Consider the following 18,451-nt stretch of genomic DNA (forward strand, 5'->3'; position numbering starts at 1 on the left):
GACGAGGAGCTGGCGCACGCCCTGGTGGACCTGCAGCAAGCGGCGTGCGCGGTCGAGGCCGTCCTCGTCGGGGACGACCGCATCCCCGCGCTGCACGAGGACGTGCAGGACCTGCGCCGGGCTCCGTCGCAGTGGCTGGGCGCCTTCACCGGCCAGGACCTGGCCGGTGCCCTCGCCTTCACGCAGGGCCACCTCGTCGAGATCGACCGGCTCGTGGTCGCCCTGCGCGCGCACCGGCGCGGAGTCGGCACCGCGCTGGTGCGCGCGGTGCTCGAACGCGCCGGCACCCGGCCCACCGCGGTGGCCACCGGCGGGAGAACGCCCCGGCCAGATCGCTCTACGAGCGGCTCGGCTTCGCCGACCGCGGGGACGAGGAGGTCCTGCCCGGGTTGTGGACCACCCACCTCGTCCACGCGCCGCGGCTGCGCGGCCCGGGGGTCAGCGCTCCCGGTCGTAGACCGTCGCGACGGCCCCGGTGTCGGAGACGGCGCTGCTGACCAGGCTCCAGCGCGAGCGGGGCAGGCCGTCGTCGAAGAGGCGCTCGCCGCTGCCGAGCACCTCGGGGCACCAGAGGACCGCGAGCCGGTCCAGGGCGTCGACGGCCAGCAGGCCGCGCACGAGGGCGCCCCCCAGGACCAGGACGTCCCCGCCGCGCTGGCGGCGCAGCTGGTTGGTGACCTGGGTCGGGGAGACCCCCAGCACCCAGGCGTTGCGCCATCCCGGCTCGGTCAGCGAGGGCGAGACGACGATCTTCTCCACCTCGTCCAGCCAGCGGGCGAAGGCGCGGTCGCGCAGGTCGGCGGCGGCAGCGGCGGAGCCGTCCGCGGAGTCCTCGGCCAGCGGCTGCCACGCCTCGCGCAGGCCCTCGTAGTCCTCACCACCCACCAGCACGGTCGTCGCCGACCCGGACAGCTGCTCCCGGAGCTCCCGCGCCGCGTCGCTGAGCACGTGCGGCACCGCCCAGTCCGCGTCCAGGTCACCACCAGGACCGGGCGTCCGCCCGTCCAGCGCCACGCAGACGCTGCCGACCACGGTCCTGCCCGTCCTGACCTCCGCCACGCCGCTCATCATGGGTGGCCCGCCCCTGGTGCCGCGACACGGCGCCCGCGCAGGAGGCGGCGTGGGTGCGGTCGTCCAGGTACGCGACCGGACCTGAAGGCCCCAGGGCGTGAGAGGGAACTGGAGGCGGACGCCCGTCCACCCCTCAGTCCTCTGCTCAGGCCGCGCGCTCGAGCAGCGCCCGCCCGAGGTCGCGCCCGGAGCGCCACGCCTGCTCCACGCGCGGCCTGCCGCCCCAGCCGTCGCCGCAGACCCCCAGCAGGCCGGTCGCGACCCCGCCGACCCAGCACGGCTCCTCGTGCGGCTCGGTCGGTGACGCGAAGGACCAGCGCTGCACCCCCACCTGCAGCGGCGCCGGTGGGCGCGGCGTGCCGAGGACGTCGCCCAGGTGCTCCAGCACCGGCTCGACCAGGGCCTCGGGCCGGTGCAGGTGCGGCTGCGCGGCCTCCCCCGTGGAGTGGGCGACGAGCACGGGCGCGCCGTCCCCGCGGCGCCGGCCGTCGTCGGCGACCAGGGACAGCACCGGGTCGTCGTTGACGAAGGCGGCGTCCAGCTCCGGCCACCACCGCTGCTCCCACGCGCCCCAGACGGTGACCACCGGGCTCCACGGTCGGCTCAGCACGCGCCGGGCGCTCGCCAGGCCGTCCGCGGCCGCGACGTCGAGCAGCCGCCCCGCCTGCGGGTCCGGCATGGCCAGCACCACGGCCTCGGCGGGCTCGCCGTCCACCGCCGGACGCCCGTCGACCACGCCGACCGAGCGCGCGGTCCTCCCCGAGGCGACGTCCAGCCCGGTAGCGAGGTGGTCGACCAGGCCGCGCAGGCCGCCCGGCGCCGCCCACCGCTGCGGGCCCGCGGTGGTGCCGCGCAGCCCGCCGGGACCGGCCACGGCGAGGGTGTCGGTCCACGGGCGGGCCAGACCGGCGTCCGACCAGCCCGAGACGACGGCGGCGAAGTCCGGGTCGCTGACGGTGAAGTAGGCGGCGCCGGTGTCGACGACGTGCCGCCCGCCCCCGGGCAGCTCCACGGCGCGCGCGCCCATCCGTCCGCCGGGGCGGTGCCCGCGGTCGAGCACGCGCACCTGCACCCCGCCGGCGCGCAGGACCTGGGCGCAGGCGACGCCGGAGATGCCGGCGCCGACGACGACCGCGCTCGGGCTCACGCGGGACGCACCCGGGACGTCACTCGCGGTACCCGCTGCCGGCGAGGCGGTCGACCGCGGCCGGGTCGCACTCGGCGAGCAGCTGCGCGCACCGGGCGGCCTCGTCGTCCTCGTCGAGCGCTGCGGCGGCGCGGCCGAGGATCGCGATCGAGCGCAGGACGCCGCGGTTGGGCTCGTGGTGCCACGGCACCGGCCCGGTGCCGCGCCAGCCGGCGCGGCGCAGCGCGTCCAGGCCGCGGTGGTAGCCGGTGCGGGCGAAGGCGTACGCGTCGACGAACCGGCCGGCGGCGAACGCCTCGTCGGCCAGCACCGCCCACGCCAGGCTGGACGCCGGGTGGCGGGCGGCGAGCTCCTCGGACGCGACGCGCTCGCGCAGCAGCCGGGCGACGACCGTGTCGGGGTGGTCCTCGGGCAGCAGCGTTGGCGGCGGGCCGCTCGTGGCCCCGGGCATCGGCAGGGAGTCGGGCATGCCGCTCATCCTGCCGCCGTCAGCTCCGCGACGCCCGACCGGCGGAGCGGGAGGGACGGCGCCCCGACGACGGCCCCGTCGGCGCGCCCGAGCCGGCGCCGGGCGTGCTGGTGCTGTAGACGCTGCCGTGCCCGCCCGTGCGGCCCCCGGCGCTGCCGCCCGTGCCGCCGCTCGTGCCGCCCCCGCCACCGCCGCGGCGCCGAGAGCGCGACGCACCACCGGACGCACGGGCCGTCGTGCCGCCGGTCGCACGGGCCGTCGCGCGGGCCGGGGTCGCCGGCGCGGGAGCGGCCGGGGGCGCGGGCTCCACGTGCGCCGCCCGCTCCCCGCGCAGCTCGGCGACGACGGGCGAGTCCGCCGTCACCGCGTGCTGCGTGGCCGTGATGCGGGCCTGGCGCATGAGGGAGCGCACGTCCCCGGCCTCGTCCGGCGTCATGACGGTGACGACGTCCCCCCCGGAGCCGGCGCGCGCCGTGCGGCCCGAGCGGTGCAGGTACGCCTTGTGCTCGGTCGGCGGGTCGACGTGCACGACGAGCTCGACCTCGTCGACGTGGATGCCGCGGGCGGCGATGTCGGTGGCGACGAGCACCTTCACGTCGCCGGAGGAGAACGCGGCGAGGTTGCGCTGCCGCGCGTTCTGCGACAGGTTGCCGTGCAGGTCGACGGCGGGGACGCCGGCGGCCGTCAGCTGCTTCGCGAGCTTCTTCGCCTGGTGCTTGGTGCGCAGGAACAGCACGCGCCGTCCGGTGCCCTGCGCGAGCGCGCGCACCACGGCGGTCTTCGCGTCCGGGGTGGGCACGGCGAGCACGTGGTGGGTCATGGCCGGCACCGGCGAGGCGGCGGGGTCGACGGCGTGCGCGAGCGGGCGCGACAGGTACCGCGTGACGAGGACGTCCACGCCGTTGTCGAGCGTGGCGGAGAACAGCAGGCGCTGGCCGCCGCGCGGGGTGGCGTCGAGGATGCGGCGCACGCCGGGGAGGAACCCGAGGTCGGCCATGTGGTCGGCCTCGTCGAGCACCGTGACCTCGACGGCGTCGAGGACGACCTCCCGCTGGCGCATCAGGTCCTCGAGCCGGCCCGGGCAGGCGATGACGACGTCCACGCCGCCCCGCAGCGCCGTGACCTGCCGGCCCTGCGGCACGCCGCCGAAGACCACGGTGGTCCTCAGCCCGGCCGCCGCGGCCAGCGGCTCGACCGTCGCGGCGATCTGGGTGGCCAGCTCGCGCGTGGGGGCCAGGACGAGGCCGCGCGGGCGCTGAGGGGCGCGGCGGGTGCCGGACGCCGCGAGGCGGGCGACCAGGGGGAGCGCGAACGCGAGGGTCTTGCCGGAGCCGGTCTTGCCCCGCCCGAGCACGTCGCGCCCGGCGAGCGTGTCCGGCAGCGTCGCGGCCTGGATCGGGAAGGGGCTGGTCAGGCCGCGGCGGGCCAGGTCGGCGACGAGGGCGTCCGGCACGCCGAGGCCGGCGAAGGTGGCGCCCTCGAGCGGCGCGGCGCTCGCGGGCGGCGAGGCGGGCGCGGTCCGCGCGGCGGGCGCGGCGGGGCGCGCCGACGCGGACGGGCGCGGGCGGGGCAGGGCGGTGCTGGGCACGGGTGGTCGCCTCTCAGGCGGTCGGGTGCGCATCGCGGGGCGATGGCGGCGGCTCTCGGCGGGTCGCGGCTGCGGGCAGCCTGGACCGGCGCGGCACGAGGAGCACGGGGGTGTCGGCGCTCCCGGCCGCTGGCCGGGCGCTGCCGCGCACACCCATTGTGGCGCATCGCCCGCCTCGCCGGGGGACCGCCGGACGATCGGTGTGTCATCACCGAGCGTGCACCGTCAGTTGCAGTTAGTGTGGGGCGGTCATGATCGAGCTGTCCACCACGCCCACGACGGCCACCGTGACCGTCACCGGCGACCTCGACCTCGCCGAGCGGGGCTCCTTCCCGGAGATCGCCGCGCGGGTGGCGGGGCTGCGCCGCCAGCTGCTCGTGGCGGACCTGTGCGCGACGACGTTCCTGGACTCCAGCGGCGCGGCGTTCCTGATCTCCCTCGCCGAGTCCGCGCGGCGCCGGGGCGGGGTGGTGGTGCTGCGCGGGGCCAGCGAGCGCGAGCTGTTCGTCCTGGAGGTCTGCGGGGCGCTCGAGAGCTTCCGCGTCGACGCCCGGCACCGGTGCGCCGGCGCGCAGGAGGCGCCCGGCCCGTGGCGCCGGCACCCGGACCCCGCCGCCGGCTGAGCCCGCCGGGGCGGTGGGGAGCGCACGGCCGCCGCGGGGGTCAGGACGGGTCGCCCGCGGGCAGGGCCGGCAGCAGCGCCCAGACCGTCTTGCCCGCCCCGGAGCGGCGCCAGCCCCACTCCGCCAGCCGCTCGACCACCTGCAGCCCGTACCCGCCCGTCCCGGGCGCCTCGCCGCCGCGCGGCTGCGGCGGCGCCGGGTTCGCGTCGTCCACCTCCACGAGCAGCCCTCGGCCGGTGTGGCGCACCCGCAGCCCGACGGGCCCCCACCCGTGCAGCACCGCGTTGGCGACGAGCTCGGAGACCACGAGCTCGGCCTCGGGCCCGGCCTGCAGCCGCCAGGCCGCGCACGTGGTGAGCACGTGCCGGCGGGCGCGCCCGATCGACGACGGGTCACCCGGCAGCTGCCAGCGCCGCTGGCGCGGGGTGCCCTCGGGCTCCTGCACGAGCTCCCCGGCCCGCGGCACCCGCACCACGACGACGGCCAGGTCGTCCTCGGGGTCGTCCCCCAGCGCGGCCAGCAGCTGCTCCCCCACCCCGGCGGCGTCGCTCGGCGCCAGCACCGCGCAGACCTCCCGCAGCCGCTCCAGGCCCGCCGCGAGCGGGCGCGAGCGCCGCTCGACCAGCCCGTCGGTGTAGAGCACGAGCACGTCGCCCGGCCCCAGGACGACGGACGCCGTCGAGCGCGGCCGGTCCCCCACGCCCACCAGGGTGCCGCCGCGCTCGTCCAGCAGCTGCACGCCGGCCACGCGCCCGTCGCCGCCGGCGCGCACCAGCACGGGCGGCAGGTGGCCCGCGCGGGTCCAGTCCAGCTCCCACGCGCTGCCGCCGGCCCCGCCCGGCGGCCCGAGGGGGCGCAGGCGCCCGTAGACCATGCTCGCGGAGCGGGAGATGCGCATGCCGTTGACCAGCTGGTCCACGCGCATGACGACCGTGCCGGGCTCCTCCTGCTCGAAGGCGTAGGCCCGCACCACCGAGCGCAGCTGCCCCATGGACGCCGCGGCCTCCACGTCGTGGCCCACGACGTCCCCGACGACGAGGCCGACCGCGCCGCCGCCGAGCGGCAGGACGTCGTACCAGTCGCCCCCCACCTGCGCGTGCTCGGCGCTCGGGGCGTAGTAGGACCACAGGTCCAGGCCCGGCACGGCCAGGTGCTCGGGCAGCATGCTGCGCTGCAGCGTCTCGGCGAGGGCGTGCTCGCGCGCGTAGAGGCGCACGTTCTCCAGCGACAGCCCCACGCGCCGGGCCACCTCGCCGAGCAGCGCCGCGGCGTCCTCGCCCGGCGGGGCGTCCGCGCCGAGCAGCAGCAGCGCCAGCGCGCCGCGCCGGCCGGGCACCGCGATCGCGGTGAAGGCGTCCTGGCGCGCGGCCCCCAGCTCGCCCGCCACCCAGCGCGTCAGCGTCCCCGGCGCCCAGCGCTCGCGCAGCGACGCCGCGACGGGACCGGCGGTGGTGCCCGCGAGCAGGCCGCCGAGCGGGTCGTGCTCGCCGCCCGGGAAGCCGCCGCGCGGCACCGGGAAGGAGCTGCGGCTGACGCCGTCCTCCACGCCCACGGCGGCCACGACCCGCACGCCGCCGTCGACGAGCAGCACCGCGGACCACTGCGCGCGCCAGCCGCTGTCGCGGCTGGCGACCAGCACCTCCGCGACCTCGCGCAGCGCGGAGGGGGAGTCGAGCTCGGCGACCGCGTCGGCGACGTCGGCGAGCAGGGCCAGGCGCGAGCGCGCCTCGCGCTCCGCGGCGAGCGCGGCCATGCGCTCCTGCTGCACGAGCACGCGCGGGGTGACGTCGGCCTGGACCCCGACGTAGCTGACGAGGCGGCCGCCGGCGTCGAAGACCGGTGAGAGGGACAGCTCGTTCCAGAAGGCCGTGCCGTCGGCGCGGTAGTTCAGCAGGGTCTCCACGACCCCCTCCTCGCGCTCGAGCGCCCGCCGGATGCGGCCCACGGCGGCGGGGTCGGTGTCCGGGCCCTGCAGGAAGCGGCAGTTGCGCCCCAGCGCCTGCTCGGGCGGGTACCCGGTCGTCGCCGTGAACGCCGGGTTCACCCACACCAGCGGCAGGTCCTCCTGGGAGGGGTCGCTGATGGTGAACGCCAGGCCCGTGGCCACCAGCGCCCGCTCGCGCAGCTCGTGCAGCCCTCCGGACGCCGCGCCGGCCGGGACCGGCGCCGCGACGGGCACGAGCAGGACGAGGGCGGTGTCCTCCAGGCCCGGCGGCGCCGCCAGCGGCAGCGGCTCCAGGGCGCCCAGCGGCAGGCCGGTCACCCACAGCGGCCCCGCCAGCCGCGACGGCCCGGCGCTGCGGCGCGGGTCGCGGTGCACCAGCTCCCCCGCCACCGGCTCCCCGAGCGCCGAGCGCGCCACCGGGCCGGCGGCGGAGGACAGGGCCTGCCCGGACGGCGCCGGGTGCCCCGACGGGGTCGACAGGCCGGCGCGGCGCGCCCACTCCTGCGCTGCCAGCGGCAGGGACTGCGGGCCCGCCAGGGCGGTCGCGGCGCGGTTGGCGTGCAGCACGGCGCCGGTCGTCAGGTCCACCAGCAGGACGGCGACACCGGCCTCGTGCGCCAGGCGCGACAGGGCGCGCGCAGGGGGCTCCTGCACCTGGCTCAACGGCGCATCTCCTGATCTCCTATGGTCTACCCGGCCCGCGCGGCGCGCACGGCCGGACGGAGCACCCGACGGAGCACCCGCGGTCACGAGGAGGCACGGTGGACGACGGAGGCCTGAGCGGCGCCGCGGGGGCGCCCGCCGAGCCCGGGTCGGTGCACGTCATCCTGGGCAGCCGCAAGACCCGCGTCGTCCTCACCGGCGAGATCGACGCCGAGCTGGGCCCCGACCTGCTGGAGGCCTCCGCGGACGCCGAGGAGGCGGGCCGGCCGGTCGAGGTCGACGTCCAGCACGTGACCTTCATGGACTCCACCGGCGTGGCCTTCCTCGCCCGCCTCGCCTCCCGCTCCCCCCAGCAGCTCGTGCTCATCAAGCCGCCGGACCTGGTGCGCTTCCTCATCCAGGTCACGAGCATCAGCGAGGTGCTGCGGGTGGTCGAGCAGGACCCGGGCGTGGACAGCACGCTGCCCGACCGCCCGGACGGTCCCGACGGCGATGACCACCCCGACCTCATCGCCTGAGCGGGCCGGGGCGGCCGCCGCGCGCGCCACCGCCGGGCCTCAGCGCATCCGGGTGCCGGCCGAGCGCAGGTGCTGGCAGGCCTCGGCGACCCGGGCGGCCATGCCCGTCTCCGCGGCCTTGCCCCACGTGCGCGGGTCGTAGGCCTTCTTGTTGCCGACCTCCCCGTCGATCCTCAGCACGCCGTCGTAGTTCTTGAGCACGTGGTCCACGACGGGCCGGGTGAAGGCGTACTGGGTGTCGGTGTCGATGTTCATCTTCACGACGCCGTGGTCGACGGCCTGGCCGATCTCCTCCGCGGTGGAGCCGGAGCCGCCGTGGAAGACGAGCGCGAAGGGCTTCTCCTTCCCGACCCGCTCGCCCACCGCGTCCTGGGCGGCCTCGAGCACCTCGGGGCGCAGCTTGACGTTGCCCGGCTTGTAGACGCCGTGCACGTTGCCGAAGGTCAGCGCCGTCAGGTAGCGGCCCTTCTCGCCGGTGCCGAGCGCCTCGGCGGTGGCCAGGGCGTCCTCCGGGGTGGAGTACAGCTTGTCGTTGATCTCGTTGGCGACGCCGTCCTCCTCGCCGCCGACGACGCCGACCTCGATCTCCAGGACCACCTTCGCCGCCGCGCACCGCTCGAGCAGCTCGGCCGCGATGGACAGGTTCTCCTCCAGCGGCACCGCCGAGCCGTCCCACATGTGGGACTGGAACAGGGGGTCGCGGCCCTCCTTCACGCGCTGCTCGCTGATCGCGAGCAGCGGGCGCACGTAGGTGTCGAGCTTGTCCTTCGGGCAGTGGTCGGTGTGCAGGGCGATGTTGACGCCGTAGTTCCTCGCCACGTGGGTCGCGAACTCCGCGAGCGCCTGGGCGCCGGTGACCATGTCCTTCACGGTCGAGCCGGAGGCGTACTCCGCGCCGCCGGTGGAGACCTGGACGATGCCGTCGCTCTCCGCCTCGGCGAAGCCGCGGATCGCGGCGATGACGGTCTGCGAGCTCGTGACGTTGATCGCCGGGTAGGCGAACCTGCCCTCCTTCGCGCGGTCGAGCATCTCGACGTAGACCTCGGGGGTCGCGATGGGCATGCCGTTCTCTCCTCGTGATCCGGTGGCGCGCGGTGGGTGCGGTGGGGCGTGCTCGGCTGTCGGTGCCGCTGATCCTTCCACGGCGGCCCGCCCGAGCAGAACGGACGCCGACCCGCGCTCTCCCGGGGAAGTGCGGCTCCCAGCGGCGTCGCTGCCGCACCTTCCCGGGGAAGTGCGGGAGCAGGGGAGGAGCGGGGGCGCTCGGGACGGCCCTCAGGGGCGCTGGCCGAAGCGGTGGCGCCGCACCCAGGCGTGCAGGGCGATCGCGGCGGCCGCGCCCGCGTTGAGGGAGCGGGTGGAGCCGGACTGGTCGATGGACAGCACCGCGTCGCACCCGGCCAGCAGCGTCGCCGACAGGCCCGCGCCCTCGGAGCCGAACGCCATCACGCACGCGAGCGGCAGGTCGGTGGTCTCCAGCGGCACGGCGCCGGGCGCGTTGTCGACGCCGAGCACCGGCAGCCCCGCCCCGTGCGCCCACGCGAGCAGCGCCTCGGCGTCCGGGTGGTGGTGCACGTGCAGGTACCGGTCGGTGACCATCGCGCCCCGCCGGTTCCAGCGCCGGCGGCCGACCACGTGCACGCCGGCGGCATTGACGGCGTTCGCCGTGCGCACCACCGAGCCGATGTTCAGGTCGTGCGCGAAGTCCTCCACCGCCACGTGCAGCGGGGCCCGGCGGGTGTCGAGGTCCGCGACGACCGCCTCCACCGTCCAGTACCGGTAGCGGTCGACGACGTTGCGCCGGTCGCCCTCGGCGAGCAGCACCGGGTCGTAGAGCGGTCGTCGTCCGGCCACGGCCCCTCCCACGGGCCGACGCCCACCGCCGGCGCGCCGGGCGGCGCCCCGACCGGGGCACCGACCTGCCGGTGTCCGCCGTCCTCCTCGGGTGCTGGGTCCTCGTGCGACACGCCGGGAGTGTCGCGCAGCGACCCCGCACCCGGTGAGCCGCTCGGGTGTGGGCGGTGGTTGATCGCCGCTACGGCGGCTCCGCGCGGTCCAGCACCTCTTGGGGGAGCGCGCGCCCCGCGCCCAGCACCTCTACACCCAGGAGGCGGCCGTCAGCATTGAAGTCGAGGATGACCTCGCTGTGCCCTCCGGGCAGGGAGATGGAAGGCAACTGCGCGGCAGCTTCACCATCGGCGATCCGGTCGACCAAGAAAACATAAGCGGCGTCGGCGTCCGGGTCGTAGGTCATTCGCACGGTGGTCCTCCTAGCCTCTGGTCACTGTAATGATGTCGCCCGTCCTGTTGTCCACGATGGCGCGGATGCGACTTGCACCCTTGCCTTGGGTGAACACAGACGTCCACTTAGTACCAGCTGTCCGGACGCCGTTCTGCACGACCTCGCGGATGAGTGCCTGGCTGACGCCGCGAGCTGCAGCTTGAGCGATAGCATGACGCGTGAGATGACCCATGACCATCAGGGCTGGAACCCAAAAGGGGTCAGCCACTACAGGGAAGGCGGTGGAGCTGCTGACCTGGAGGCGTTGTACCAATGTCGTGCCTTCGATGACGTATTCCGTGGGAACGGCCGCCCCTGCTGCATCGACGGCCCAAGGCGGGCTGAAGGTTCCGATGAGGTCACCCCCAGCATCTCGCACCACCACACCTCCGTCCTCGAGCGGGAGCAGTTCGGCTCCTTCCGGCAGCTCGAGCTTGAAGTCATACGTCTCCGGCGCTTCGGAGTTCGGCACGTGCACCAGCGCCCGAAACGCTCCCGCACCCTCGTCAACCACCGCGGCGCTGAAGTCCTGGCTCTCGCCAGAGAAAACCGTCATGTCCTCAACCTGCGTGACCTCGTCCGCAGACGCGCCACCCGGCAGCTGCATTCCGATCGTCTCACCGCCAGCCACCGTCGGCACGGTCACGACACCCGCCTGTTCGTCGATGATGGCGGCCGGCGCGTCGATGAGGTCGAGCATCGGAGAGACCTCGTCTACGGGCACCTAGGCGTCTTCGATGTCCTCGGCGACAACCGCTGAAGATTCCTCGGCGTGTGCGCCTGAACCTGAGGCAACGAGTGCCGCGCTCATGACGAGACTGGTGAGTAGAGGCGCTTTGCGCACCCCTTCACTTCCTCGTGGCTCGAGCGGACACTGATGTGGTGATCCTCTTGATGACCGTGAGTGGCGTCAAGGGTCCACGGCAGACCACTTCCCGGGTCTAGGACCGTCCAGCTCCTCGTCGGACCATCCGGCGTCCTTGTTGCTATGAGCTGGCCACCGATGATGCTCTGCCTCGCCCGCCTCCTGCATGCCGCGATCCGCACCATCCGCGTTCGCGTGACGCGACCAGCGCCGCCTTCGGGTCGTGCGCAGGCGTCTGGCCCCTACGCTGCCCCCGTGATCGAGGAGCAGGAGACGCCCAGGGCCTGGCTGACGGACATGGACGGCGTCCTCGTGCACGAGGGTCACGCGATCCCCGGCGCGGCGGAGTTCCTGCAGCGCCTGGAGCAGCGGCAGCGCTCGTTCCTGGTGCTCACCAACAACTCCATCTACACCCCCCGGGACCTGCGGGCGCGGCTGGAGGCCTCGGGCCTGCGCGTGCCGGAGGAGCGGATCTGGACGTCGGCGCTGGCCACGGCGCAGTTCCTCTCCGACCAGATGCCCGAGGGGTCCGCGTACTGCATCGGCGAGGCGGGCCTGACCACCGCCCTGCACGAGGCCGGGTACACCCTGACCGAGACGAACCCGGACTACGTCGTGCTGGGCGAGACGCGCACCTACTCCTTCGAGTCGATCACCCGCGCGGTGCGGCTGATCGAGGGCGGCGCCCGCTTCATCGCCACCAACCCCGACGCCTCCGGGCCCTCCCTGGAGGGCAAGCTGCCCGCCACCGGCGCGGTCGCCGCGCTGATCACGCGCGTCACCGGCCGCACCCCGTACTACATCGGCAAGCCGAACCCGATGATGTTCCGCTCGGCGCTCAACGCGATCGACACCCACTCGGAGGGCACCGTGATGATCGGCGACCGGATGGACACCGACGTCGTCGCCGGCATCGAGGCGGGCCTGGAGACGGTGCTCGTGCTCACCGGGTCCACGACCCGCGAGGAGGTCGAGCGCTTCCCGTTCCGCCCCAGCCGCATCGTCGACTCCATCGCGGACGTCGTCGACCTGGTCTGAGCGCCCGCGCTCGGGTCCGGGGCAGGAGGCGCGGTGTCGCAGTGGCTGGAGTCCCTGCTCGACCCCGACCTGGCGTCGCTGACGGCGGGCGCCCTCTACGCGGCCGTGTGGTCGCTGGTCTTCGTCGAGTCCGGCGTCCTCGTCGCCTTCTGGCTCCCGGGCGACACCGTGCTGTTCACCGCGGGGCTGCTCACGGCCCGTCCCGGCTCGGGCGTGTCGCTGCCGCTGCTCGCCGCCGGCACGGCCGCGGCGGCCGTGGTCGGCAACGCCGTCGGGTACTGGACGGGCCGGCACCTGGGACGCCCGTGGCTGGAGCGGCGCTCGGCGCGCGTGCAGCACCACCTCGCGCGCGCGGAGGCGTTCTACGACCGGTACGGGGCGCTGGCCCTGGTCTGCGCGCGCTTCATCCCGTGGGCGCGCACGTTCGTGCCCGTGCTCGCGGGCGTCTCGCGGATGCCGTACTGGCGCTTCACCGCCGCGAACCTCCTCGGGGCGGTGGTGTGGGGCAGCGGCCTGATCGTCCTCGGGTACGCGGCGGCGTCCGTGCCGTGGCTGCGCACGGCCGCCTACGTCGTCGCCGGGGTCGCGGTCGCCTCCTCGGTCGTCGTGCCCGTGGTCGCGAGGGTGCGCGCCGCCCGCCGCCCGCGCGCGCCGGAGCCGGCTCCCCAGCCCGAGCCCGAGCGCTGAGCCGCGCGGAGGCCGTCGACGCCGTCCGGTCCTGACCCGCGGCCGCACTCCGCCCGCGCAGTGCGCTCGGGGAGAGCGCGCTCGGGGAGCGGGTCTCAGGCCAGGCCGAGGTCGGCCTTCGTGTACGCCGCCAGGTACGGCAGCCCCGCGGCCTCGACGCGCTCGCGCGCGCCGGTGTCGCGGTCGAGCACCACCGCGACGGCCACCACGTCGGCCCCGGCCTCGCGCAGCGCCTCGACCGCGGTCATCACCGACCCCCCGGTGGTGGAGGTGTCCTCGACGGCGACGACGCGCCGCCCGGCGACGTCCGGGCCCTCGATGCGCCGCTGCAGCCCGTGCGCCTTGGCCTCCTTGCGGACGACGAAGGCGTCGACGGCGCGCCCGCGCGCGGCGGCGGCGTGCAGCACCGCGGCGGCCACCGGGTCGGCGCCCATGGTCAGGCCCCCCACGGCGTCGGGGGCGAGGCCGGCGCCGTCGAGCAGGTCCAGCAGCACCTGGCCGACCAGCGGGGCGGCCTGCGCGTGCAGGGTGACGCGGCGCAGGTCGACGTAGTAGTCGGCCGGCGCGCCGCTGGAGAGCACGACGCGGCCGTGGACGACGGCGAGGTCGCCGACCAGCTGCTGCAGGCGCTCGCGGGCGGGCACGGTCATGCGCGGGGCTCCTCGGGACGCGGGCGCGGACGGCGCGGGCGCGCCGGGGAATGCCCAGCGTCCCACGGACGCTGGCGGAGTCCTGGGGCAACCAAAAACGTGCGACGCAGAGTCACGACTGGCACCATGGAGTCGTCGTCGGCTGCGGGAACGGCCCCGTGGACGAACACCCGAGCAGCACCCACGAGGACGAGGCCCCATGACGACGAGCGACACGCTCCTGCCTGCGCGCACCCGCGCGGCGATCCCGCCCGACCGCGACTTCTCCGCCCTGCCCCTGGGCCGGCGCGTCGGCTGGGTGGTGCTGCTGGGCTCCCTCACGGCGCTCGGGGCCTTCACCATCGACCTGTACCTGCCCGCCTTCCCGGTGCTGCAGGCGGAGCTGTCGACGTCCGCGAGCGCGGTGCAGCTGACCCTGACCGGCACGCTGGTCGGCCTCGCGCTCGGCCAGCTGGTCCTGGGGCCGCTCTCCGACGCCCTCGGCCGCAAGCGCCCGCTCCTGGCGGGCCTGGCGCTGCACGCGCTGGCCTCCCTCGCCGCCGTCGCGGCGCCCACGGTGACCGTCCTCGGCATCACCCGCGTGCTGCAGGGCGTCGGCACCGCCGCGGCGTCCGTGGTGGCCATGGCCGTCGTCCGCGACCTGTTCGACGGCAGCGGGGCCGCGCGCCTGATCTCCCGGCTGATGCTCGTCATCGGCGTCGCGCCCGTCTTCGCCCCGACCGTCGGCAGCGCGCTGATGGAGGTGACGAGCTGGCGGGGGATCTTCGCCGTCCTCGCCGGGCTGAGCCTGGTCCTGGGCCTCGCGGTGGCGCTCGTCCTGCCCGAGACGCTGCCGGCGCACCGCCGGCGCAGCTCGGGCCTGCGCTCGACCCTCGGCGCCTACCGCGAGCTGCTGGGCGACCGCGCCATGGTCGGTCTCGTCCTCGTCGCCGGCCTGACCATGGCGGCCCTCTTCGGCTACGTGTCCGGCTCCTCCTTCGTCTTCCAGGAGCAGTACGGCATGAGCGCCCAGCAGTTCGGGCTCGTCTTCGCCGTCGGCGGCGTCGCGATCGTGGCCGGCACGCAGACCAGCGCCGCGCTCGTCGAGCGCGTCGAGCCGCAGCGCCTGCTGGCCGCCTCCCTGGCCGCCGGGGTGGTCGCCGCGCTCGTGCTGCTGGCCGGCACGAGCGGCTGGCTGGGGGTGTGGGGCGTCGCGGTGCCGCTGTGGACGGCGCTGTTCTTCGTCGGCCTCGGCTTCCCCAGCGCCCCGGCGCTGGCGCTGGCCCGCCACGGGCGCGCGGCCGGCACGGCGGCGGCGATGCTCGGCGCGGTCCAGTTCGGCGTCGGCGCCGTCTCGGCGCCGCTGGTGGGCCTGCTCGGCGGCTCCCCGGCCCTGGGCATGGCGCTGGTGGTGGTCACCGGGCTCGCGCTGGCGCTCGCGGTGCTCCTGGTCGTCGTGCTCCCGGCGCTGCGGCGGCCCGCGCCCGCGGCCTGACCCGCGCCGTCAGCTCCCGGCGGCGCGGGGGCCGCGGTCGCGGCCCATCGGCCAGGGCGCGCGCCGGGCGCCCACGCCCCCCGAGGCGGCGCGCACCAGCGGCCGGGGCGCCAGCCGCAGCCCCAGCGCGGCGAGCGCGTAGCGCCGGCTCGGGACGCTGACCACCGCGCCGCGCCCGGCGTCGGCGAGCGCCTGCTCCACCACGGCGTCGGCGTCCAGCCACGCCCACGCCGGGCTGCCGCTGGTGTCCTCGCCCATGCGCGCGTGGAACTCGGTGCGCACGAAGCCCGGGCACAGGGCCGTCGCGCTCACCCCGGTGCCGCGCAGCTCCCCCGCCAGGCCCTCGGTGAACGTCGTCGTCCACGCCTTGGCCGCGGCGTAGGTGCCCATCGCCGTCCAGCCGGCGACGCTGGAGACGTTGACGACGGCGCCGCGGCCGCGCTCGCGCATGGCCGTGGCCGCGGCGGCGCTGAGCACGAGCACCGCCCGGCACATCACGTCCAGCGCGCGCTCGTGCTCGCGCACGTCGCCGCCGACCACGGGCTGGCGCAGGCCGAAGCCGGCGTTGTTGACGAGCAGGTCCACGGGCCGCGACGCCGACCCGGCCCGCTCGGCCACCGCCGCCAGGGCCTCCCGGTCGGCGAGGTCGGCGGGCAGCACCTGCACCGCCGCCCCGTGCTGCGCGCGCAGGTCGGCCGCCAGGGCCTCCAGGCGGGCGGCGTCGCGCGCGACGAGGACCAGGTCGTGCCCGCGCGCGGCCAGGGCGCGCGCGAACGCGAGGCCGAGGCCGGCGCTGGCGCCGGTGACGAGGGCGGTGGGGGCGTCGTCCACGGCCGCGACCCTACGCACCGCCCGGCTCGGCGGGGCGCGGCGGCTCGGCGGGGCGCGGCGGCTCAACGGGGCGCGGCGGCCACGGTCTGCGCCAGGCGGGCGAGGACGTCGCTGTTGTACGTGTCGGTGGCCTGCACGTACGCCCATCGCTCCTCCGGCACGGCCCCGAAGCGGGCCTTGTGCAGGCCCGCCGACAGGCCGTAGAGCACGCGCGCGGCCCCGTGCCGCTGCCCCGAGCGCAGCGCCTGCCACAGCACCTGCTGGTAGGCGTGGTGGTCGGCCACGTAGTCGTAGTCGAGCCCGAGGAAGAGCGGCTGGACGTGCTCAGCGCCGACCTGGGTGGCGCAGAACGCCACGGGCCGCCCCGGGCCGCCCTCGCGCAGGGACAGCGTGACCACCTCCCAGCCGGGGGAGGCCAGCACCGCGTCGAGGGTGCGCCGCGGCAGGGGGAAGACGTTGAGGTCGAGGCCGCGCGCGTGCACGCGGCGGTACAGGTCGTGCAGGTGGTCGACCTCCGCCGGGGCCGGGGCCGGGGCCGCGCCGGGCCCGCCGGCCAGGACGTCGACGCGGTAGCGCGCCTCCCACGGCAGCACCCGGGCCCGCACGTGCTGGCGGGCCTTCTTGCGCAGCGAGGCGAGGAAGCCGTCGTCGCCGTCGAAGTCCAGGTGGCGGGTCCAGGCCCGGCCGACCGGCACGCGCGCGAAGCCCTCGCCCACGAGCAGCTCGTGCAGCTCCTCGTCGCCGTCGGGCAGGTCGCGCAGGACGAGGGCGGAGGCGCCCGCGCGGTCCTCCTCGGCGCGCGCGGCGTCGAGGAGGACGCGCAGCGCGCCCCGCCAGTCCGCCGAGCGGTCCAGCCACAGGTGCTCGCCCTCGGTGAGCAGCGAGCCGGTCGCGAGCACGCGCGAGGTGAGGAAGTAGGGGTCGCCGCGCTCGGCGCGCAGCCGCTCGACCTCCGCGGACAGCGCCGCGGAGGAGAGCATGTCGTCCTTCCACAGGGCGGTGGTGAAGAAGGTCGCGGCCACCGGGGCACCGCCCCGGGCGTCGTCGCGCACGATCCAGTACGAGAAGTCCCAGCGGTCCTCCGGAGGAGCGTCGTCGCCGCCGCGGGCGAAGACGGCCTCCAGCACGCGCAGCGCGGCGACGTCGAAGGCGCCGCGCCCGCCGAGCAGGGCGTCCCACTCGGCCGGGTCGAGCCGGTCGACGCTGTCGGCCCGCTCCAGCCGCAGGCCCGGGCGGCGCTGGACGGGGACGGCGGCCGGGACCTCGGCCGGCGCGGCGCGCCCGCGGCGCAGCTGCCGGGCGAAGCGCTGGTGCACCACCGCCAGCGAGCTGCCGCCCTCGGCGAGGGCGGCCGGCAGGGCCTGCGCGAGGGCCTCGACGACGGCGGTGACGTCGTCCGGGGTGTGGTGGGCGGTCAGGGTCAGCCGCGCGCCGGAGCGCTTGGCCGACACGGCGGGGAAGACGGCGGTGTCGGCGAAGGCGCCGGCCGCGCGCAGGCGGGCGACCAGGGCGTGGGCGACCGCGGGGTCGCCCGCGCCGATGCAGCGGATGGGTGCCTCGCTGTCGGAGACCAGCGGCAGGCCGGCCTCGTCGGCGAGGGCGTTGAACTGCCGCACCAGGCGCAGCAGGTGCCGCTGGCGCTCGGCGACCTCGGGCCCGCGGTGCAGCGCGAACGAGGCCAGCAGGGCGCCGAGCATCGGCGGCTGGACCGGCCCGGAGAAGATCATCGGCCCGCCGACGGTGGAGACGCGCCGCCGCGTCTCGGCGTCCGGGAAGGAGAACGCGCCGCCGGCGGCGGCGAAGGACTTGTTGAGCGAGCCGGCGACGACCGCGCGCTCGAGCGTGGCGGGAGCGGCGTGCTCGAGGACGTGGCCGCGGCCCTGGGAGCCGGTCCAGGAGAAGCCGTGCGCGTCGTCCAGGTACAGCCACAGCTGCGGGTGGCGCGCGAGCAGCTCGTCGAGCCCGGCCAGGGGCGCGAAGTCCGCGTACATCGAGTACAGCCCGTCGGCGGCGTACCAGACGCGCCGCGCGCGCCGGGAGAGCTCGACGACGCGGCGCTCGAGCACCTCGAGGTCGTTGTGCGGCACGAGCTCCACCGCGCTGCCCTGCGCCCGCACGTGCGTGGCGGCGCTCTGGACGCTCGTGTGCACCTGGTGGTCCAGCAGCAGCGCGTCGCGCGGGCCCACCACGGTCGGCAGCGTCGCCAGGTGCCCGAGCGTCGTGCTCGGGGCCACGAAGGCGGGGCGCCGCAGCAGCTGCGACAGCTCCTCCTCCACCCGCGCGTAGGGCGGGGCGGAGACGTAGGCGCGCGAGGAGGAGAACTGCGTGCCGTAGCGGACGACGGCGTCCACCACCCCGGCGCGCATGGCCGGGTGGGTCTCCAGGCCCAGGTACGAGCAGGAGCCGAAGTTCACCAGGCGCCGGCCCTGCAGGGTGATGGTCCGCCCGTCGAGGACGTCGTCCTCCGCGACGGCGTGCAGGTGCCCCCGCCGCACGCCGTGCGTGATGGCCTCGTCCACGGCCCGCTGCAGATCCTCGGCGTCCATCGTTCGCTCCTCCGCCCGTCGTGCTGCTGGGCGCCCATCGTCGCTGGCCCGAGCG

Annotated in this window: 16 protein-coding genes and 2 pseudogenes; 6 read left to right on the forward strand and 12 right to left on the reverse strand. The window is 76.4% G+C overall.

Annotation, left to right across the window (positions count from 1 at the left end):
• Positions 1-102 precede the first annotated feature (102 nt).
• A pseudogene (locus BLS82_RS16855) lies at positions 103-276 on the forward strand (GNAT family N-acetyltransferase); the annotation flags it as partial.
• Between the two features lie 162 nt (positions 277-438).
• Here the strand turns inward: BLS82_RS16855 and BLS82_RS14695 are convergent.
• From BLS82_RS14695 to BLS82_RS14710, 4 genes are all read right to left on the reverse strand, one after another.
• On the reverse strand, positions 439-1,059 hold the full coding sequence (locus BLS82_RS14695; protein WP_176819131.1) for a dihydrofolate reductase family protein: 621 nt from the start codon (positions 1,057-1,059) through the stop codon (positions 439-441).
• Between the two features lie 157 nt (positions 1,060-1,216).
• Entirely contained in the window at positions 1,217-2,218 is a 1,002-nt protein-coding gene (locus BLS82_RS14700; protein ID WP_092867364.1) for an NAD(P)/FAD-dependent oxidoreductase, read from the reverse strand.
• A 19-nt stretch (positions 2,219-2,237) separates the two neighbouring features.
• On the reverse strand, positions 2,238-2,687 hold the full coding sequence (locus BLS82_RS14705) for a DUF3151 domain-containing protein (RefSeq protein WP_255378370.1): 450 nt from the start codon (positions 2,685-2,687) through the stop codon (positions 2,238-2,240).
• A gap of 19 nt (positions 2,688-2,706) precedes the next feature.
• A complete protein-coding gene (locus BLS82_RS14710; RefSeq protein WP_255378371.1) occupies positions 2,707-4,275 on the reverse strand; it encodes a DEAD/DEAH box helicase in 1,569 nt (522 codons plus the stop codon).
• Positions 4,276-4,526: 251 nt separating this feature from the next.
• Here BLS82_RS14710 and BLS82_RS14715 point away from each other — a divergent pair, with 251 nt between their 5' ends.
• On the forward strand, positions 4,527-4,898 hold the full coding sequence (locus tag BLS82_RS14715; protein WP_092867370.1) for an STAS domain-containing protein: 372 nt from the start codon (positions 4,527-4,529) through the stop codon (positions 4,896-4,898).
• A 40-nt stretch (positions 4,899-4,938) separates the two neighbouring features.
• Here the strand turns inward: BLS82_RS14715 and BLS82_RS14720 are convergent, their stop codons facing one another.
• Positions 4,939-7,497 (reverse strand): SpoIIE family protein phosphatase, encoded by a 2,559-nt coding sequence (locus tag BLS82_RS14720; protein ID WP_255378386.1) that lies wholly within the window; start codon positions 7,495-7,497, stop codon positions 4,939-4,941.
• Between the two features lie 107 nt (positions 7,498-7,604).
• On the opposite strand from BLS82_RS14720, the gene BLS82_RS14725 reads away from it, so the two are divergent.
• Positions 7,605-8,024 (forward strand): STAS domain-containing protein, encoded by a 420-nt coding sequence (locus BLS82_RS14725; protein ID WP_218123976.1) that lies wholly within the window; start codon positions 7,605-7,607, stop codon positions 8,022-8,024.
• A 39-nt stretch (positions 8,025-8,063) separates the two neighbouring features.
• Here BLS82_RS14725 and fbaA read toward each other — a convergent pair whose 3' ends face one another.
• From fbaA to BLS82_RS14745, 4 genes and pseudogenes are all read right to left on the reverse strand, one after another.
• Positions 8,064-9,086: a class II fructose-bisphosphate aldolase gene (gene fbaA / locus BLS82_RS14730; RefSeq protein ID WP_092867374.1), complete on the reverse strand. Its 1,023-nt coding sequence runs from the start codon at positions 9,084-9,086 to the stop codon at positions 8,064-8,066.
• A 213-nt stretch (positions 9,087-9,299) separates the two neighbouring features.
• Positions 9,300-9,904: pseudogene (locus BLS82_RS14735) on the reverse strand (TrmH family RNA methyltransferase).
• A gap of 155 nt (positions 9,905-10,059) precedes the next feature.
• Positions 10,060-10,278 (reverse strand): DUF2283 domain-containing protein, encoded by a 219-nt coding sequence (locus BLS82_RS14740; RefSeq protein ID WP_255378387.1) that lies wholly within the window; start codon positions 10,276-10,278, stop codon positions 10,060-10,062.
• A gap of 16 nt (positions 10,279-10,294) precedes the next feature.
• Positions 10,295-11,005 carry a DUF4258 domain-containing protein gene (locus BLS82_RS14745; protein WP_092867380.1) on the reverse strand — a complete coding sequence of 237 codons (711 nt, stop codon included), beginning with the start codon at positions 11,003-11,005 and terminating at the stop codon, positions 10,295-10,297.
• Between the two features lie 462 nt (positions 11,006-11,467).
• On the opposite strand from BLS82_RS14745, the gene BLS82_RS14750 reads away from it, so the two are divergent.
• Both BLS82_RS14750 and BLS82_RS14755 read left to right on the forward strand, forming a co-directional pair.
• Entirely contained in the window at positions 11,468-12,208 is a 741-nt protein-coding gene (locus tag BLS82_RS14750; protein WP_092867524.1) for an HAD-IIA family hydrolase, read from the forward strand.
• Positions 12,209-12,241: 33 nt separating this feature from the next.
• On the forward strand, positions 12,242-12,895 hold the full coding sequence (locus BLS82_RS14755; protein ID WP_218123977.1) for a DedA family protein: 654 nt from the start codon (positions 12,242-12,244) through the stop codon (positions 12,893-12,895).
• 95 nt (positions 12,896-12,990) lie between these two features.
• Here the strand turns inward: BLS82_RS14755 and pyrE are convergent, their stop codons facing one another.
• Positions 12,991-13,545 (reverse strand): orotate phosphoribosyltransferase, encoded by a 555-nt coding sequence (gene pyrE, locus BLS82_RS14760; RefSeq protein WP_092867382.1) that lies wholly within the window; start codon positions 13,543-13,545, stop codon positions 12,991-12,993.
• Between the two features lie 199 nt (positions 13,546-13,744).
• On the opposite strand from pyrE, the gene BLS82_RS14765 reads away from it, so the two are divergent.
• Positions 13,745-15,019 (forward strand): multidrug effflux MFS transporter, encoded by a 1,275-nt coding sequence (locus BLS82_RS14765; protein WP_176819132.1) that lies wholly within the window; start codon positions 13,745-13,747, stop codon positions 15,017-15,019.
• A 9-nt stretch (positions 15,020-15,028) separates the two neighbouring features.
• On the opposite strand, the gene BLS82_RS14770 is transcribed toward BLS82_RS14765, so the two are convergent.
• Positions 15,029-15,850 carry an SDR family NAD(P)-dependent oxidoreductase gene (locus BLS82_RS14770; protein WP_255378374.1) on the reverse strand — a complete coding sequence of 274 codons (822 nt, stop codon included), beginning with the start codon at positions 15,848-15,850 and terminating at the stop codon, positions 15,029-15,031.
• A 62-nt stretch (positions 15,851-15,912) separates the two neighbouring features.
• Positions 15,913-18,396: an aminotransferase class I/II-fold pyridoxal phosphate-dependent enzyme gene (locus BLS82_RS14775; RefSeq protein ID WP_092867385.1), complete on the reverse strand. Its 2,484-nt coding sequence runs from the start codon at positions 18,394-18,396 to the stop codon at positions 15,913-15,915.
• Positions 18,397-18,451: the final 55 nt, after the last annotated feature.

Source organism: Quadrisphaera sp. DSM 44207 (assembly GCF_900101335.1).
In the GTDB taxonomy this organism is placed as follows: domain Bacteria; phylum Actinomycetota; class Actinomycetes; order Actinomycetales; family Quadrisphaeraceae; genus DSM-44207.

What these genes read in the sequence shown, in the direction of transcription:
- BLS82_RS14705 (WP_255378370.1), bottom strand. Translation starts at nt 2,687, where the DNA reads ATGCCCGACTCCCTGCCGATGCCCGGGGCCACGAGCGGCCCGCCGCCA.
- BLS82_RS14715 (WP_092867370.1), top strand. Translation starts at nt 4,527, where the DNA reads ATGATCGAGCTGTCCACCACGCCCACGACGGCCACCGTGACCGTCACC.
- fbaA (WP_092867374.1), bottom strand. Translation starts at nt 9,086, where the DNA reads ATGCCCATCGCGACCCCCGAGGTCTACGTCGAGATGCTCGACCGCGCG.
- BLS82_RS14740 (WP_255378387.1), bottom strand. Translation starts at nt 10,278, where the DNA reads ATGACCTACGACCCGGACGCCGACGCCGCTTATGTTTTCTTGGTCGAC.
- BLS82_RS14745 (WP_092867380.1), bottom strand. Translation starts at nt 11,005, where the DNA reads ATGCTCGACCTCATCGACGCGCCGGCCGCCATCATCGACGAACAGGCG.
- BLS82_RS14750 (WP_092867524.1), top strand. Translation starts at nt 11,468, where the DNA reads ATGGACGGCGTCCTCGTGCACGAGGGTCACGCGATCCCCGGCGCGGCG.
- pyrE (WP_092867382.1), bottom strand. Translation starts at nt 13,545, where the DNA reads ATGACCGTGCCCGCCCGCGAGCGCCTGCAGCAGCTGGTCGGCGACCTC.
- BLS82_RS14765 (WP_176819132.1), top strand. Translation starts at nt 13,745, where the DNA reads ATGACGACGAGCGACACGCTCCTGCCTGCGCGCACCCGCGCGGCGATC.
- BLS82_RS14775 (WP_092867385.1), bottom strand. Translation starts at nt 18,396, where the DNA reads ATGGACGCCGAGGATCTGCAGCGGGCCGTGGACGAGGCCATCACGCAC.